Annotated in this window: 13 protein-coding genes; 5 read left to right on the top strand and 8 right to left on the bottom strand. The window is 71.4% G+C overall.

Annotated features, from left to right (window positions below; genetic code table 11):
- Positions 1-276: 276 nt before the first annotated feature.
- Together ACZ43N_RS02490 and ACZ43N_RS02485 are read right to left on the bottom strand one after the other, a co-directional pair.
- Complete coding sequence (locus ACZ43N_RS02490) at positions 277-1,329, bottom strand: NAD-dependent epimerase/dehydratase family protein (RefSeq protein WP_468094479.1); 1,053 nt, start codon at positions 1,327-1,329, stop codon at positions 277-279.
- A gap of 52 nt (positions 1,330-1,381) precedes the next feature.
- A complete protein-coding gene (locus tag ACZ43N_RS02485; RefSeq protein WP_468094478.1) occupies positions 1,382-2,002 on the bottom strand; it encodes a hypothetical protein in 621 nt (206 codons plus the stop codon).
- 212 nt (positions 2,003-2,214) lie between these two features.
- Here ACZ43N_RS02485 and ACZ43N_RS02480 point away from each other — a divergent pair, with 212 nt between their 5' ends.
- Together ACZ43N_RS02480 and ACZ43N_RS02475 are read left to right on the top strand one after the other, a co-directional pair.
- Positions 2,215-3,573, top strand: a complete 1,359-nt coding sequence (locus ACZ43N_RS02480; protein WP_468094477.1) for a hypothetical protein — start codon at positions 2,215-2,217, stop codon at positions 3,571-3,573.
- A gap of 231 nt (positions 3,574-3,804) precedes the next feature.
- Positions 3,805-5,316: a DUF1996 domain-containing protein gene (locus ACZ43N_RS02475; RefSeq protein ID WP_468094476.1), complete on the top strand. Its 1,512-nt coding sequence runs from the start codon at positions 3,805-3,807 to the stop codon at positions 5,314-5,316.
- A 157-nt stretch (positions 5,317-5,473) separates the two neighbouring features.
- Here the strand turns inward: ACZ43N_RS02475 and ACZ43N_RS02470 are convergent, their stop codons facing one another.
- Together ACZ43N_RS02470 and ACZ43N_RS02465 are read right to left on the bottom strand one after the other, a co-directional pair.
- Positions 5,474-5,698, bottom strand: coding sequence for a cupin domain-containing protein (locus tag ACZ43N_RS02470; RefSeq protein ID WP_468094685.1), 225 nt, complete (start codon positions 5,696-5,698; stop codon positions 5,474-5,476).
- A 322-nt stretch (positions 5,699-6,020) separates the two neighbouring features.
- Positions 6,021-7,460, bottom strand: a complete 1,440-nt coding sequence (locus ACZ43N_RS02465) for an amino acid permease (protein WP_468094475.1) — start codon at positions 7,458-7,460, stop codon at positions 6,021-6,023.
- 705 nt (positions 7,461-8,165) lie between these two features.
- Here ACZ43N_RS02465 and ACZ43N_RS02460 point away from each other — a divergent pair.
- The gene (locus ACZ43N_RS02460) at positions 8,166-8,900 is read left to right on the top strand and encodes a FadR/GntR family transcriptional regulator (RefSeq protein ID WP_468094474.1); all 735 of its coding nucleotides are present in this window, start codon (positions 8,166-8,168) and stop codon (positions 8,898-8,900) included.
- 86 nt (positions 8,901-8,986) lie between these two features.
- Positions 8,987-10,456 carry an APC family permease gene (locus ACZ43N_RS02455; RefSeq protein ID WP_468094473.1) on the top strand — a complete coding sequence of 490 codons (1,470 nt, stop codon included), beginning with the start codon at positions 8,987-8,989 and terminating at the stop codon, positions 10,454-10,456.
- An 80-nt stretch (positions 10,457-10,536) separates the two neighbouring features.
- On the opposite strand, the gene ACZ43N_RS02450 is transcribed toward ACZ43N_RS02455, so the two are convergent.
- Positions 10,537-10,860 (bottom strand): hypothetical protein, encoded by a 324-nt coding sequence (locus tag ACZ43N_RS02450; RefSeq protein WP_468094472.1) that lies wholly within the window; start codon positions 10,858-10,860, stop codon positions 10,537-10,539.
- On the opposite strand from ACZ43N_RS02450, the gene ACZ43N_RS02445 reads away from it, so the two are divergent.
- Positions 10,853-11,050 carry a hypothetical protein gene (locus ACZ43N_RS02445; RefSeq protein WP_468094471.1) on the top strand — a complete coding sequence of 66 codons (198 nt, stop codon included), beginning with the start codon at positions 10,853-10,855 and terminating at the stop codon, positions 11,048-11,050. The genes ACZ43N_RS02450 and ACZ43N_RS02445 overlap by 8 nt on opposite strands.
- Positions 11,051-11,404: 354 nt before the next feature.
- Here ACZ43N_RS02445 and ACZ43N_RS02440 read toward each other — a convergent pair whose 3' ends face one another.
- The 3 genes from ACZ43N_RS02440 to ACZ43N_RS02430 are packed head-to-tail and all read right to left on the bottom strand — an operon-like array spanning position 11,405 to position 13,991.
- Positions 11,405-12,097: a CoA-transferase gene (locus ACZ43N_RS02440; RefSeq protein ID WP_468094470.1), complete on the bottom strand. Its 693-nt coding sequence runs from the start codon at positions 12,095-12,097 to the stop codon at positions 11,405-11,407.
- Positions 12,094-12,789, bottom strand: coding sequence for a 3-oxoacid CoA-transferase subunit A (locus ACZ43N_RS02435; protein WP_468094469.1), 696 nt, complete (start codon positions 12,787-12,789; stop codon positions 12,094-12,096). Before ACZ43N_RS02435 ends, ACZ43N_RS02440 begins: the two co-directional genes overlap by 4 nt.
- Complete coding sequence (locus ACZ43N_RS02430) at positions 12,786-13,991, bottom strand: thiolase family protein (RefSeq protein ID WP_468094468.1); 1,206 nt, start codon at positions 13,989-13,991, stop codon at positions 12,786-12,788. The genes ACZ43N_RS02435 and ACZ43N_RS02430 overlap by 4 nt, the downstream gene beginning before the upstream one ends.
- Between the last annotated feature and the right edge of the window lie 8 nt (positions 13,992-13,999).

Here is a 13,999-nt window from a genome sequence, read left to right as displayed (position 1 = left end):
CATCAGGTCCCGGCCGTTCCCATCAGGTCCCGGCCGTTCCCATCAGGTCCCGGCCGTTCCCATCAGGTCCCGGCCGTTCCCATCAGGTCCCGGCCGTTCCCATCAGGTCCCGGCCGTTCCCATCAGGTCCCGGCCGTTCCCATCAGGTCCCGGCCGTTCCCATCAGGTCCCGGCCGTTCCCGTCAGGTCCCGGCCGTTCCCGTCAGGTCCTGGCGGTGCGGGGCCGCCTCGCGTCGGCGGGGCGCGGCGGGGTGGGGTCCCACTCACACGGCTCGGTCACGCGGCTCGCAGGGGAGACACCGCGAACTCGGCCATGCCGTCCGCGAAGGCGACCTGCGGCTTCCAGCCCAGCTCCGCGCGGAGGCGTTGCGACGAGGCGGTGATGTGGCGGACGTCGCCGAGCCGGAACTCCCCCGTGACGAGTGGCTCCCGCCCGCCGTACGCCTCGGCCAGCGCGGCGGCCATCTCCCCCACCGTGTGGGGCTCGCCGCTGCCGACGTTGTACGCCCGGTGCTCGCCCTCCGGCAGACCGTCGACCCCGTCCAGCGCGGCGAGGTTGGCCCCGGCGACGTCCCGTACGTGCACGAAGTCGCGCCGCTGCCCGCCGTCCTCGAACACACGGGGGGCCTCACCGCGCGCCAGCGCGGACCGGAACAGCGACGCGACGCCCGCGTACGGGGTGTCGCGCGGCATGCCGGGGCCGTACACGTTGTGATAGCGCAGCGCGGACACCCTGCCGCCCGTCGCGCGCGCCCAGGCGGCGGCGAGGTGCTCCTGGGTGAGCTTCGTGGCGGCGTAGACGTTGCGGGGGTCGGCGGGCGCGTCCTCGTCCACCAGGCCGGGCACGAGTGGCTCACCACAGTGCGGACAGGGCGGTTCGAAGCGCCCGGTCTCCAGGTCCGTCACCCGGCGCGGCCCCGGCCGGACGACGCCGTGCCGGGAACACTCGTAGCGTCCTTCGCCGTACACCACCATCGAGCCGGCCAGCACCAGCCGGCGCACCCCGGCCTCGGCCATGCCGGCGAGCAGTACGGCCGTGCCGAGGTCGTTGCAGCCGACGTAGTCGGGCGCGTCGGCGAAGTCCTTGCCGAGCCCGACCATCGCGGCCTGATGGCAGACGGCGTCCACGCCGGGCAGGGCGGCGGCGACTTCCGCCGCGTCCCGGACGTCCGCGTGCCGCCAGTCGACCCCCTCGGGGATCTGCGGGGCGGTGCGGTGGGCGGCGGGCAGCAGCGCGTCGAGGACGCGCACCTCGTGCCCGGCGCCGGTGAGGGCGGTGACGATGTGCGAGCCGATGAAGCCCGCGCCTCCGGTGACCAGGATCAGCATGTCCCGACCGTAGAGCCGTCCCTCCGGGCGGGTGTCGTCCGACGCGGGGACGTCAGCGGTTCGTAAGCCTTTCGGTGCGTGCCGCGTCCCGCGCCGGCCGGGACGCCACCACCGACAACAGCGCGAAACCCAGGGCGAAGCCGAGCATGGTGATCACACCTCGCGGCCAGAAGATGTGACTCTCGACGAAGGACCAGCAGGCGGCGAGCAGCAGTACGGCACCAGGCAGGACTCGGGCGCCGTGGCGCCGCCACAGCACCGCGCATGTGGCGAGACAGGCCACGGCCAGGGCGTACACCCCGGTTCGGCCGAGCTCGCCGCCGACGGCGAACAGCCCTCCGGCCGCCCCGTGGACGCCGTGGTCCACCACGGTGCCGGCGGAGATGCCCGCCACCGCGTCGAGCCCGGAGTAGTACGCCGCATAGACGAGGCACCCGGCCCAGGCGATCACCGTCAGCGCCCCCTCGGCGTCGCGGCCCGGCCTGCCCCGCACATGGACGAGCAGACCGAGCGCCAGGAAGGGGAACACGGGCAGCAGAGCGATGTGGAGCCCTGCCCAGTCCCCCGCCGTCGCCGCCGTCAGATGCCGGGGATGAGTCAGGCCCGCGACGGCCAGCAGCAGTGGCGCGGCCGTCACCAGCGCCGTCGTACGCAGAACACCGAGGGATCGCATCCGGTCACCGTAGGAGGACCCGAGGGCCCCGGTGGCCTGTGTCGGGCCCCGCGTAAGACACCCGTAAGGCGGCACGGCACCGGCCGACGGCTCCGGCCGCCGGCGCGGCGATCGGCGCATCAGTGACGCCTGTCGGCAGCGCCTATGACGAAACGCTGACGTCCGCGTCCGACGCGGGCACGGCCGCCGTCACCCGGCCTAACGTTCCCCGCGTGAACCGTGATCTCCGCCGCGACCTGTACACCGTCACAGCCGCCGCACTGCTCGTCGTGACGGCCGCTGTGGTCGGCGTCGCCATCAAACGGCACAAGGACGTCCTCCACGTCGGCTGGCCACCCCTGTACGCCAACTGGCTGCCCCACGTCGGCCCAGGCACCCCGGCCGCCCTCACCGTCGCGGTGGCCGTCGTCGCGTACGGCCCCTCCCTCGCCGCACGGCTTCCCTGGCGCCCTCTGCTGATCGCCTCCTGGGCCACGGCCACCGCCTGGACCTTCTCCCTCGCCCTCGTCGACGGCTGGCACCGCGGGATCGCCCGCCGGCTGACCACCCGGTACGAATACCTCCAGGTCATCGACCGCTTCGACGACATCCCCGCCACCCTGCGCGACTTCACCCGGCACATCCTGGACGGCACACCCGGCCAGTGGCCCCCGCACGTCGCCGGACACCCGCCAGGGGCCACCCTCACCTTCGTCCTCCTCGACCGGATCGGCCTGGGCGGCGGCGGGTGGGCCGGCATGTGGTGCATCACCGTCGGCGCGACCACGGCGGCGGCCGTCCTCGTCACCGTCCGGGCACTGACCGACGAACACCTCGCCCGCCGGACCGCGCCGTTCCTCGTCCTCGCGCCCGCCGCGGTGTGGATGGGAACGTCGGCGGACGGCTACTTCGCCGCCGTCGCCGCCTGGTTCGTGGCACTGCTCGCTCTCGCGGTGACGGCACGGACCGAGCGCCGCTCCTGGGCGGCGTCGTTCGGGGCGGGGCTGCTGTTCGGCCTGACCTGCTATCTCTCCTACGGGCTCACGCTCTTCGCGGTGATCGGGGCCGGGGTGCTGCTGCTCGGGCAGAGGCGGGTCCGCGTACTGCCGCAACTCCTCGCCGGTGTCGCCGTCATACCGCTGGTCTTCACGCTCATCGGATTCGACTGGTGGGAGGCGTACCGCCTGCTGGTCGTGCGCTACCACCAAGGAGCGGGGGGCTTCAGGCCGTACGGCTACTGGGTGTGGGCGAATCTCGCCTGCACGGTCCTGGTGGTCGGCCCCGCCACCGTGGCAGGACTGCGGCGGGCCGCTGCCGTGCTCGTCCGGGAGCGGGCACAACTCCTTCCCGTTCGGAACGTGTCCCGGCTCGACCCCGAGTCCCGGCTGGTCCTTCTTGTGCTCTGCGCATCGCTGGCCCTCCTCACGGCCGACCTGTCCGGGATGAGCAAGGCGGAAACCGAACGGATCTGGCTGCCCTTCGCCCTGTGGCTGCTCGCGGTCGGTGCGCTCCTGCCCCGGCCCCGCCCCTGGCTCACCGCCCAGGCGGTACTCGCACTGCTCCTCAACCACCTTCTCTTCACCGGCTGGTGACCGGCCCGGCCGACGGTCAGTCAGACCTGCCGGGGGCCGCGGAGCCCGCAGCGGTCCCCGGCGCACGCAGTTCTTACGGAGGCATGACAGGACCCCGGAATCCCGCGCTCCGCACTGATCCCACCCGTAACGATGGACGCAGTCGGCCTCGGCAACGCCCGGCATCGGATGTGAGCACGACCCGATCCGAAGTTCGCCCGACCCCATTTCTCGCACCCTCAGAGGAACCCCATGCGACGCACCACGCGCAAGCGCTCGACGACAACGCAGAAGGCCATCGCCGCGGCGGCAGGTCTGGCTCTGGGGGCGGGAGGGCTGATAGCGGTCAACGTGTACGCCTCCGCCCATGAGAGCGGCACCGGCAACTCGACGAAGCGCGCCTCCCCGGAGGTGAATCAAGCCCTGGCGGCCGGAGCCGCCACGATCAGCTGCCCGGATGTCGCGGCGAAACTCACCACGGTCCCCCAGCAGGCCCGAGCGCAGGTCGACAGGGAACTCGCGCTCCTCGACCAGCAGGTGTCCGAGGCGTACCAGCGGCTGCGGAGTTCGGACAGGGCGATCCAGCAGGACGGCAACTTCGCCGACAACGCGATCATGGGACCGCTCAAGGCCAAGCGGCTCGCGACCATCGACCGGATCGGTATCGCCATCGGCAGGTCGGGCCCCCGGCCGCAGGGCCTCGAATCCCTCGCCTCGTGTTCCCTGCGCCCCACCGGCAACCAGCAAGGGTCCCAGCAGGGGCAGGGCGGCACCCAGGGGCAAGGCCAGGGGCAGGGCGGCGGTCAGAACGGAAACGGCGGTCAGGGCGGCAACGGCGGTCAGGGCGGCAACGGTCCGGTGGCCGCCGACTTCGTGGACATCACCACCGTCCAGCCGAACGTGCGGAACCCGCGCCCGTCGCGTGGCGCCTCCAAGGGCGTCTTCACGACTCGGTGCGGCGTCAACGCGAACAAGCTGTACAACTCCGACAACATCATCGTCGCCCCCGGTGTGGACAACGGGGCGCACCATACGCACGACTACGTCGGCAACCAGGACAACGACGCGTTCACCACGAACGAGGAGTTCGCCGCCGCCGCGACCAGTTGCCGCAACCAGGGCGACAAGTCCACCTACTACTGGCCCGTGCTGCGTCTGCAGGACGGCACCCAGGAGTTCGACGCCGGGGAACCGGGCGGCGGCGCCGAGGGCAACTCCGGCCGGATCCTGACCGCCTCGCAGGTCACCCTGAACTTCGTCGGCAGCCCGCGAGGCAAGGTCGTGGCGATGCCCAAGTTCCTGCGGATCATCACCGGTGACGCCAAGGCATTCACCAACGGCACCGCGAACGCCAACGCGGCCTGGAGCTGCACCGGCTTCGAGAACCGGCAGTTGACGGACAAGTACCCGGTCTGCCCCGAAGGCAGCAAGCTGGTCCGTACGTCGAAGTTCCAGAGCTGCTGGGACGGCCGGAGCGTCGACAGTGCCAACCACCGCTCGCACGTGGCGTTCGCCGATCCGGCGACCGGTGCGTGCCCTGCCGGTTTCAGGGCCATCCCGCAGCTGGTCCAGCGCCTCGTCTACGACGTGGACGCCCCCAGCCTCGCCGACAACGGGAAGACACGCCCGTTCTACGCGGTGGACGGCTTCCCGGAGCAGATGCACAAGCCGATCACGGACCACGGTGACTTCATCAACGTCTTCGACGAGAGCCTGATGAACCGGATGGTCCAGTGCATCAACACCGGCGCACGGTGCCGATGATCTCGCCTCAGGGAGTCTGAGACCTCCCAGCCGAACCGGGGCCGGCCTGCCCACCCACGCACAGCGCAGGCCGGCTTCGAGCGTCACAGCCTGGGGGAGGTTCCGGTGCCGCTCCGGCCGTCGAAGCCGCTCTCGGCTCCGACTGCGCCCCGGCGTCTCAGCCGGCAGCCACGAAGAGCTTCCACAGTGGCGAGCGGACCCCCCACGCGGTCCGTTCCCCCGCCCGGAGACGTGCGACGACGCCGCGGGTGAGTTCGATGCTGTCTCCGGTTTCGAAGCGCACGGTCGTGTCTCCCTCCAGTACGACGAAGATCTCGTCGTCCTCTGTGTCGCGCACCGTTCCCACCGTCAGGGCCCACAGGCCGAATTCCGCACCGCCGATCTCCCCAGGGTCCTCGCGACCGCGGCCGGGCGCCCGGCGAGAACGTCCTCCTCCTTCAGCGGCAACGGGTCGAGTTCCACCTCGTGTGCGTGGACGCTGCGGTCCATCACGACATCCTCCCGGGTCTCACCCTCCGTGGGCCCTGAGGGCTGCCCCGATCCGCGGTGGGTCAGCGCACGGCGTCGGATGCGGTGCATCGCAAGACGGAGCGGCGGCAGGGCAGTACCTGTCCGTCCGGGCGTTCCCTGCGCGGGTCGACGGCGGCCGGGGGCGTCAGCGCCGCCCCCGGCCGCCGGTGCAGTTCAGCGGCGGACCTCCGCGGTCAGGACCGTGCGCGCTCGCGGCGCAGGCGATCGCGGAGCAGTGCGCCCGCGACCACGACCACGGCCACCAGGGTGGACAGGACCACCTGGTCGCGGCCGCCGCCCTCGGCGGTGTCGGTGAGCATGTAGCCCAGAACGAATGTGATCATCGCGATGGTGGCCCAGGTCAGATACGGGTAGAGCCACATCCTGACGATCAGCTGGTCCGGCGTCTCCCGCTGGATGATCCTGCGCATGCGCAGCTGGGAGAAGCAGATCACCAGCCAGACGAACAGGGCGATCGCCCCGGAGGAGTTGAGCAGGAACTGGAAGACCGTGTGCGGCCACAGGTAGTTGAAGGCAACCGCGACGAAGCCGAAGACCACCGAGGCCAGGATGGCCGTCCGGGGAACCCCGCGCCCGGTGGTGCGGGCGAACGGGGCCGGGGCGTCGCCGCGGCGACCGAGTGAGAACGCCATCCGGGACGCCGTGTACAGCCCGGAGTTGAGACAGGAGAGCACCGAGGTGAGCACGATGGCGTTCATGATCTGACCGGCGTGCGGGATACCGATGGAGTTCAGCGCGGCCACGTACGAGCCGTCCTTGAGGATCGCCGGGTCGTCCCAGCGCAGCAGCGACACCACGACCAGGATCGAGCCCAGGTAGAACACGGCGATCCGCCAGATCACACTGTTGGTGGCCTTGGTGACCGCCGCCCTCGGGTTCTCGGTCTCGCCGGCGGCCAGAGTGACGATCTCGCTGCCCATGAACGAGAAGACGACCATCAGGATGCCCGTGAGGATCGCCCCTGGGCCGTGGGGGAGGAAACCGCCGTGCGCGGTGAGGTTGGACAGGCCCGTCGCCGGGTGGTCCGAGCCGGGCAGCAGGCCGAAGACCGCGAGTCCGCCGACCACGATGAACGCGGTGATGGCGACGACCTTGATCCCGGCGAACCAGAACTCGAACTCACCGTAGGAGCCGACCGAGCCGAGGTTGGTCGCGGTGAGCACGACCATGACGATCAGGGCCCAGCCCCATTGCGGGACCGCGGGTATCCACCCGGTCAGGATCTTGGCGCCGGCGGTCGCCTCCACGGCGAGCACCACGACCCAGAAGAACCAGTACAGCCAGCCGATGGTGAAGCCGGCCCAGCGACCCAACGCCCGGTCGGCATAGGCGGAGAACGAACCGGAGGTGGGGTTGGCCGCGGCCATCTCGCCGAGCATCCGCATCACGAGGACGACGAGGGCGCCGACGAGCGCGTACGAGATCAGGATTCCGGGGCCCGCGGCGGCGATGCCCGAACCGGAGCCGACGAACAGGCCGGCGCCGATGACACCGCCGATCGCGATCATCGACAGGTGGCGGTCCTTGAGCCCGGCCCGCAGGCCGGATCCTTCTGAGGCGCTGTCCGAGGCTGTTGCCTGATCGAGGGTGGAAACAGGGGGACGTGTTGTCATCTCGACATCCAGAGGCAGATGGGGACGAGGGAAGGTTCCGGCGGATCGGTCGGGGTCACCGCATGGATTCCGCGGGGCGGGCGTGGGAGGTGCCGGGTACGGGGCGGATGGCGATCACGGTCGCGGGGAGGGCATGGTGGACCGCGGGCCCTGACCCGTGGTTGCCGGACCGGTCGTGCCGGTGGCGGTCAGGAAAATAGTTCACCACGATCTAAAAAAACAAGGGGTCCCGCCGCTCGCCGGCGGGCATCCATGCGCCGCCCCCGGGGGAAAACCCATCCCCGCCCGGCCCCTCCCAGGCCCCGCCGAGAGAACTCGACGACTCCCCACCCCGGCCGCGAATCCCCAGCTCAGGGCCACGACGACGGGCGCACCGACGCGGCGCCCCCTCCCCGCTCCATGACCGGCCACAGCGGGGTCTTGTTTAACTGTTCACCTTGCTCTAATTTTTCCTCCATCGCGAGCCGCCACCCCGTCGCGATGCCCGCGCCGTGCCGTCCCCGGCTGTTCCCAGCCTCTCCGTCCCCTCCCCGAGATCCCCTCCCCCTCGCCCTGGGAGTCCCCATGCACCGCACCGCCGCCTCGTCACGGGAGCCACCCCTGCTCCTCCCCGCTCACCGGGCGATCCGGACGCCGGGACCAGTCGGCCGGGCCAGGTCCCGCGCCGGGCCCCGACCGCGATCAGCAGGCCGTTAGGGTGGCGCCGTGGTGAACGCAGCGGGCAAGTTCGGGCCCTACAACCAGTCGGGTCCCGCTCCTACGACCTCGGCCATCGGCGTGGGACACGCCCGCGCGCTGCCCCTCGGCGGCCAGAGCGGATCCGATCTCGTCCGGTCGCGGATCGCACTGCGGATACGCCTGCAAGCGGTGCGACCGGGAGACCGGCTGCCGGACGCCGGTGTCCTCGCCGAGGAACTGGGAATCAGCGAGATCACCGTGCGCCGCGCGCTGGAAGGCATGTGCCAGGACGGTCTCCTCGACCGCCGGCGCGGACGGGCGGGCGGAACGTTCGTCGCACAGGGCTGGGACACCGTCGCCGCCCTGATGCACGACAGCGAGGAGGCTGCCTCCCTGGACGCCTTCCATCTGCTGCTGGAATGCGGACTCGTGGCGCACGGCGCGGGAGAGGTACCGGCCGAGCGGCTGGACGGACTGGGCCTCCTGGTCGAGGACATGGAACGGGCCGACGACCCGGCACGCCTGGCCGAACTGGAGACCCGCTTCCACCTGGACCTCGCGGAGGTGCTCGGCGGTCCCGGGATCCGCGACTTCGCCGCCGATCTGCTCGGCCGCCTGTGTCTGCTGCTGCCCGCACCGCAGCCCGAGGTGGTGCGCGCGCGGAACGGCTGTCACGCCGAACTGCTCACCGAACTGGGGCGGGGTGCGACCGATCCGGCCGTACGGGCGGTGAAGGCGCACCAGCGTTCCCGGCACCGCTGACGCCCGGTCCGCGCCCACCCGACAGGCCGATCGTCGACGGCCCGCGCCCCCGAACACGCCACCCCACCGCACGAGGAGTTGCCGCCATGCCCAACCCCGGAGCCGGCCCGCTGTCCCCGCCGGGTCCCGTCGGCGGCGGGCCCCAGCGGCTGCGCGGCGGTGTCCTCGGCATGGCGGACATCGCCGCCGCCACCATGGCCAACGTCGGCCCGGCCATGAGCTTCTTCTTCGGCTTCGCTTTTCTCGCCACCACCGCGGGCGTGGCGTCGCCCCTGACCATCGTCGCCGCGGGCATCGCGGTCGCGCTCCTCGGCAACACGCTGGCGGAGTTCTCCAGGGCCCACCCTTCGGCGGGCAGCTTCATCACCTTCGTCGGCAGAACGTTCGGACCGGTCAGCGCGGTGACCACGGCACTGCTGGCGGCGGTGGGCTACATCATCGCGATGGCCGGCGTCGTCTCGATCTCCGGCGGGTTCGTGCAGATCACGCTGCACCACTACACCGGCGTGGACGTGCCGTGGATCATCTGGACACTGCTGCTCACCGGACTGGCGGTGGTGTTGATGCTGCGCGGGGTGGTGGTCTCCACCAAGTGGGCCGGTTACTTCTTCGGCGCCGAGATGCTGGTGCTGGTCGTGGTCTCGGTGGCGGCGCTGGTGGAACACCGGGGCGCGCTGTCCTTCGACCCGTTCCTGCCCAGCCACATCAGCGACGGATTCAAGGGGCTGGCGGCGGGCTTCCCGCTGGCGGTGTACCTGTTCATCGGCTGGGAGAACTCGGCGGCGCTCGCCGAGGAGACGGAGAACCCGCGGCGCAACGTCGGCCGCGCGGTGTTCTCCTCCGTAGCGATCATGACGGTGAGCTACATTCTGTTCGCCTACGCCACGGTGACCGGCTTCGGCTACGACGTGACCAGGCTCGGGAACTCCCGGATCCCCTTCATCGAGGTGGCCCACGACACCCTCGGCGTCCTGGCCTTCCTCGCCTATCTCGGCGGTCTGACCTCCACCCTCGGTGTGCTGATCGCGGGCATCAACTCCCAGGCCCGCCTGGTGTTCAACGCCGGACGCGAGGGGCTGCTGCCCTCCTTCTTCGGCTATGTGCACCCCACCCGCCGCACCCCGAACAACGCGATCGTCACCTTCACCGCCATCGCGCTGCTGATCATCGGCGGCTGGGGTCTGGGCCATCTGCTGGGCCCGGGCGGCGGCCCGATGAACCCGGTGGTCTTCTTCACCGAGTCCTCCACGCTCGGCGCCATCCTGATCCTGCTGGTCTACCTGGCCTCCAACATCGCTCTGCCGCTGTACTACCGCAGGTACCGTCCGCAGGAGTTCCGCGTGGTCCGGCACCTCCTCCTGCCCGTGCTCGGCACGGTGGCCATCCTGGTCCCGCTGTACTACCTGGCCAAGCCCGGACAGCCCGCGCCGTACAACTGGTTCCCCTACGCGGCGATCGCCACCCTGCTCGCCGCCGTCGGCTATGCGGCCCTCCTGGTCCGCCGCGACCCGGCCCTCGCCGAACGCGTCGGCTCGATCGTCGCCGACGCGGACTGAGCGGCACGGCCGGCGAGCACGCGGAGGGCCGCGACGGTGACGGCCACGTGCGGGGATGTCAGGTCCCCCCGCCGGTGCCCTCAGGAGCGCTCGGGTCGCCTCGTGGCTCGGGGCGGTGAAGCCCGTTGCCGTGGGGCCGGACTCCACGCTGCGGCCCGCGTCGAGGACGGTGACCGTGTCGGTGCGGTCGGCGATCGTTGACGGCGAAGCGCGAGCCGGTCGACGCGGCGGGTCGCCTCGACGGCGAGGCCGACGCCGCGGCCGACCGGTTCGATCGTCTCGGCGGTACGGGCACCGAAGCCCTCGGCGAGCTCGCGGTGCTCAGCGTCGGGGTCGACATAGCGGACGTGGGCGGCGCCGGGGGCGTGGGCGATGTCGCGGACGTGGGTCTGCTTCGTGCTCACGCGGCCTCAGGAGCGCCTTGTCCCGAACCGGCCTCGTCCTGCTCGTCCTGGCCGTACCCGGGGTCTCCTGCCCTCCTGGGCCACTGAGCGCAGGTCGGCGAACATCGCCCTCCAGGTCCTCACGACGGCCATGGCCGCCCTCTCCGTACTGGCGCTCCAGCACTCCGCCGACCTGCTGCTGCTCCAGTGATCCCGGGAGGGCCGCGCAGCGGAAGGAGACAGGCTCCGACACCCGACGGGTGACGCTCGCTGCCCAGCAGGCAGGCCTTCCCTTCCGGTCGATCCCCCTGGGCACGGGACACGACGCCCGCGTCATCCCCTGGGACGGTGCGGGCGTCGTCGTCCAGCCCTGACCTGCAAAATCACGGTCGTCTGCAACCTGCTTCAAGGGCTGTCCCGTAATCCGCGGTGGATCAGCGGCTCCGGATGCGGTTCGTCGCAAGGCGGAGGGGCGTCCGCACACTGGATGTACGCGGGCGTTCCGACAACGCGGCGAGGTGCCGTGGCCGGCGTCGTGCGCCCGCCGGGGATCACAGGACAGCCCTCAGCCGAGCGTGATGCCGAGGCGCTCCGCCAGGTCGTCGGGGCTGACGCCGTACGTCTGGCGGATCCGAACGCCGTCGGGGCCGACGTCGAAGACGCCGCAGTCCGTGTAGACGCGGCTGACGCAGCCGATGCCGGTGAGCGGATAGGTGCACCGGGGCACGAGCTTCGGCTCACCGGAGCGGGTGAAGAGCGTCATCATCACGTAGACGTCCTTGGCGCCGATGGCGAGGTCCATGGCCCCGCCGACGGCGGGGATGGCGTCGGGCTCACCGGTGTGCCAGTTGGCGAGGTCACCGTCGAACGCCACCTGGTACGCCCCGAGGACGCACACGTCGAGATGCCCGCCGCGCATCATCGCGAAGGAGTCGGCGTGGTGGAAGTACGCCGCCCCCGGCAGCTCGGTCACCGGGACCTTGCCGGCGTTGGTCAGGTCGGGGTCGACCGCGTCTCCCTCGGCCTTCGGCCCCATGTTGAGCATGCCGTTCTCGGTGTGCAGCACCACCCCCGAGTCGGCCGGCAGATGGTCGGCGATCTTGGTGGGCTGGCCGATCCCGAGGTTGACGAAGGCGCCCGCCGGGATGTCGCCTGCGATGACCGCGGCCAGTTCGTCCATCGACAGCCGGTGGTCGGCACCGATCGGCGCCCCGGAGTGTGCCTGACTGCCTGACGCGGTCGTCGGCGTGGTGGTCATCGCGCCCCCTGCACGGTGTAGTGACGGGCCTCGACCTGGACGATCCGGTCGACGTAGATGGACGGGGTGACGATGGCCTCGGGGTCGAGCTTCCCGGTCTCGACGACCTGGTCGACCTGGACGACGGTCGTCGTCGCGGCCGTGGCCATGACCGGTCCGAAGTTGCGGGCGGTCTTCCGGTAGACGAGGTTGCCCATGGTGTCCGCGAGGTGGGCGCTGATCAGCGCGTAGTCACCCTTGATCGGGTACTCCAGCAGGTACTTGCGGCCGTCGATCTCCCGCTCCTCCTTGCCCTCGGCCAGCGGCGTGCCGACCGCGGTCGGGCAGTAGAACGCGCCGATGCCGGCACCGGCCGCCCGCATCCGCTCGGCGAGATTGCCCTGCGGCACGACCTCGAGTTCGACCTTCCCCGCGCGGTACAGGTCGTCGAAGACCCAGGAGTCGACCTGGCGCGGAAAGGAGCAGAGCACCTTGCGCACCCGGCCGGCGGCGAGGAGCGCGGCCAGCCCGACGTCGCCGTTTCCGGCGTTGTTGGACACGATGGTGAGGTCCTTCGCCCCCTGCCGGATGAGCGCGTCGATCAGGTCGAACGGCATGCCCGCCAGGCCGAAGCCGCCGACGAGCACGGTGGATCCGTCCTCGATGCCGGCGACCGCCGCGTCGGCGCTCTGGAGGATCTCCGCCCTGCTCATGCGGCCACCCCCGTCATGTCGCAGTTCTCGAGGACGACGGCCAGCCCCTGGCCGACCCCGATGCAGATCGCGGCGACGCCGTAGCGCTGTCCCGTCTCCCGCAGCACCTTGGCCAGCGTGGCGAGGATGCGGCCGCCCGAGGCGCCCAGCGGGTGTCCGATCGCGATGGCGCCGCCCTTCTGGTTGACGAGGGCGGGGTCGACCTTCCAGGCGTCGAGGCAGGCGAGGGACTGCACGGCGAACGCCTCGTTGATCTCGACCGCGCCCACCCGGTCCCAGCCGATCCCCGCCCGGGCCAGCGCGCGCTCGGCCGCCTCGACCGGGGCGTAGCCGAACGCCTGCGGCTCCAGCGCCATCACGCCGCGACCGGCGATCCGGGCGACGGGGTCGGCCCCGATCGTCGCCGCGGCCTTCTCGCTGCCCAACAGCACCGCGGAGGCTCCGTCGTTGAGCGGGCTCGCGTTGCCCGCGGTGATGGTGCCGCCCTGCTCCGGTGCGCGGAACACCGGCTTCAGCCCGGCCAGTACCTCCGGTGTGGAGCCGGCTCGGATGCCCTCGTCACGGGTGAGGTCGACGCCCTCGACCGGCGCCACCAGGTCGTCGTAGAAGCCCGACTCCCACGCCTGGTGGGCGAGTCGGTGGGAGCGGGCGGCGAACTCGTCCTGCCGTTCACGGGAGATGCCGAAGCGCTCCCGGAGCCGCTCGTTGGCCTCGCCGAGGCTGACCGTCCACTCCTTCGGCATCCGCGGGTTGACCAGCCGCCAGCCGAGCGTCGTCGAGACGGCGGTGACGTCGCCGGCCGGGAACCCCTTCGCCGGCTTGGGCAGCACCCAGGGCGCACGGGTCATCGACTCGACGCCGCCGGTCAGCACCACCTCGGCGTCGCCGGACTCGATCAGCCGGCTGGCCGTCATCGCCGCGTCGAGGCTGGACCCGCACAGCCGGTTGACCGTGCTGCCGGGCACGCTCACCGGGAGCCCGGCGAGCAGCGCGGCCATACGGCCGACGTTGCGGTTCTCCTCGCCCGCGCCGTTGGCGTTGCCCCACACCACGTCGTCGATCGCGGCCGGGTCGAGCCCCGGCACCGCCGCGAGCGTCGAGGTGATCGCGGCGGCGGCGAGATCGTCGGGGCGGACACCGGCCAACGCGCCGTTGAAGCGGCCGAACGGCGTCCGCGTCGCGGCGTAGATGAAAGCACTCATGGCAGCGA

This window comes from Streptomyces sp. NPDC030814 (genome assembly GCF_055572155.1).
The sequence above is the reverse complement of the archived record's forward strand: the minus strand, read 5'-3'. Positions and strand labels throughout refer to the sequence as shown.

Coding starts and splice junctions, on each gene's coding strand:
- ACZ43N_RS02475 (WP_468094476.1), top strand. CDS start 3,805: ATGCGACGCACCACGCGCAAGCGCTCGACGACAACGCAGAAGGCCATC.
- ACZ43N_RS02435 (WP_468094469.1), bottom strand. CDS start 12,789: ATGAGCAGGGCGGAGATCCTCCAGAGCGCCGACGCGGCGGTCGCCGGC.
- ACZ43N_RS02455 (WP_468094473.1), top strand. CDS start 8,987: ATGCCCAACCCCGGAGCCGGCCCGCTGTCCCCGCCGGGTCCCGTCGGC.
- ACZ43N_RS02440 (WP_468094470.1), bottom strand. CDS start 12,097: ATGACCACCACGCCGACGACCGCGTCAGGCAGTCAGGCACACTCCGGG.
- ACZ43N_RS02430 (WP_468094468.1), bottom strand. CDS start 13,991: ATGAGTGCTTTCATCTACGCCGCGACGCGGACGCCGTTCGGCCGCTTC.
- ACZ43N_RS02485 (WP_468094478.1), bottom strand. CDS start 2,002: ATGCGATCCCTCGGTGTTCTGCGTACGACGGCGCTGGTGACGGCCGCG.
- ACZ43N_RS02465 (WP_468094475.1), bottom strand. CDS start 7,460: ATGACAACACGTCCCCCTGTTTCCACCCTCGATCAGGCAACAGCCTCG.
- ACZ43N_RS02490 (WP_468094479.1), bottom strand. CDS start 1,329: ATGCTGATCCTGGTCACCGGAGGCGCGGGCTTCATCGGCTCGCACATC.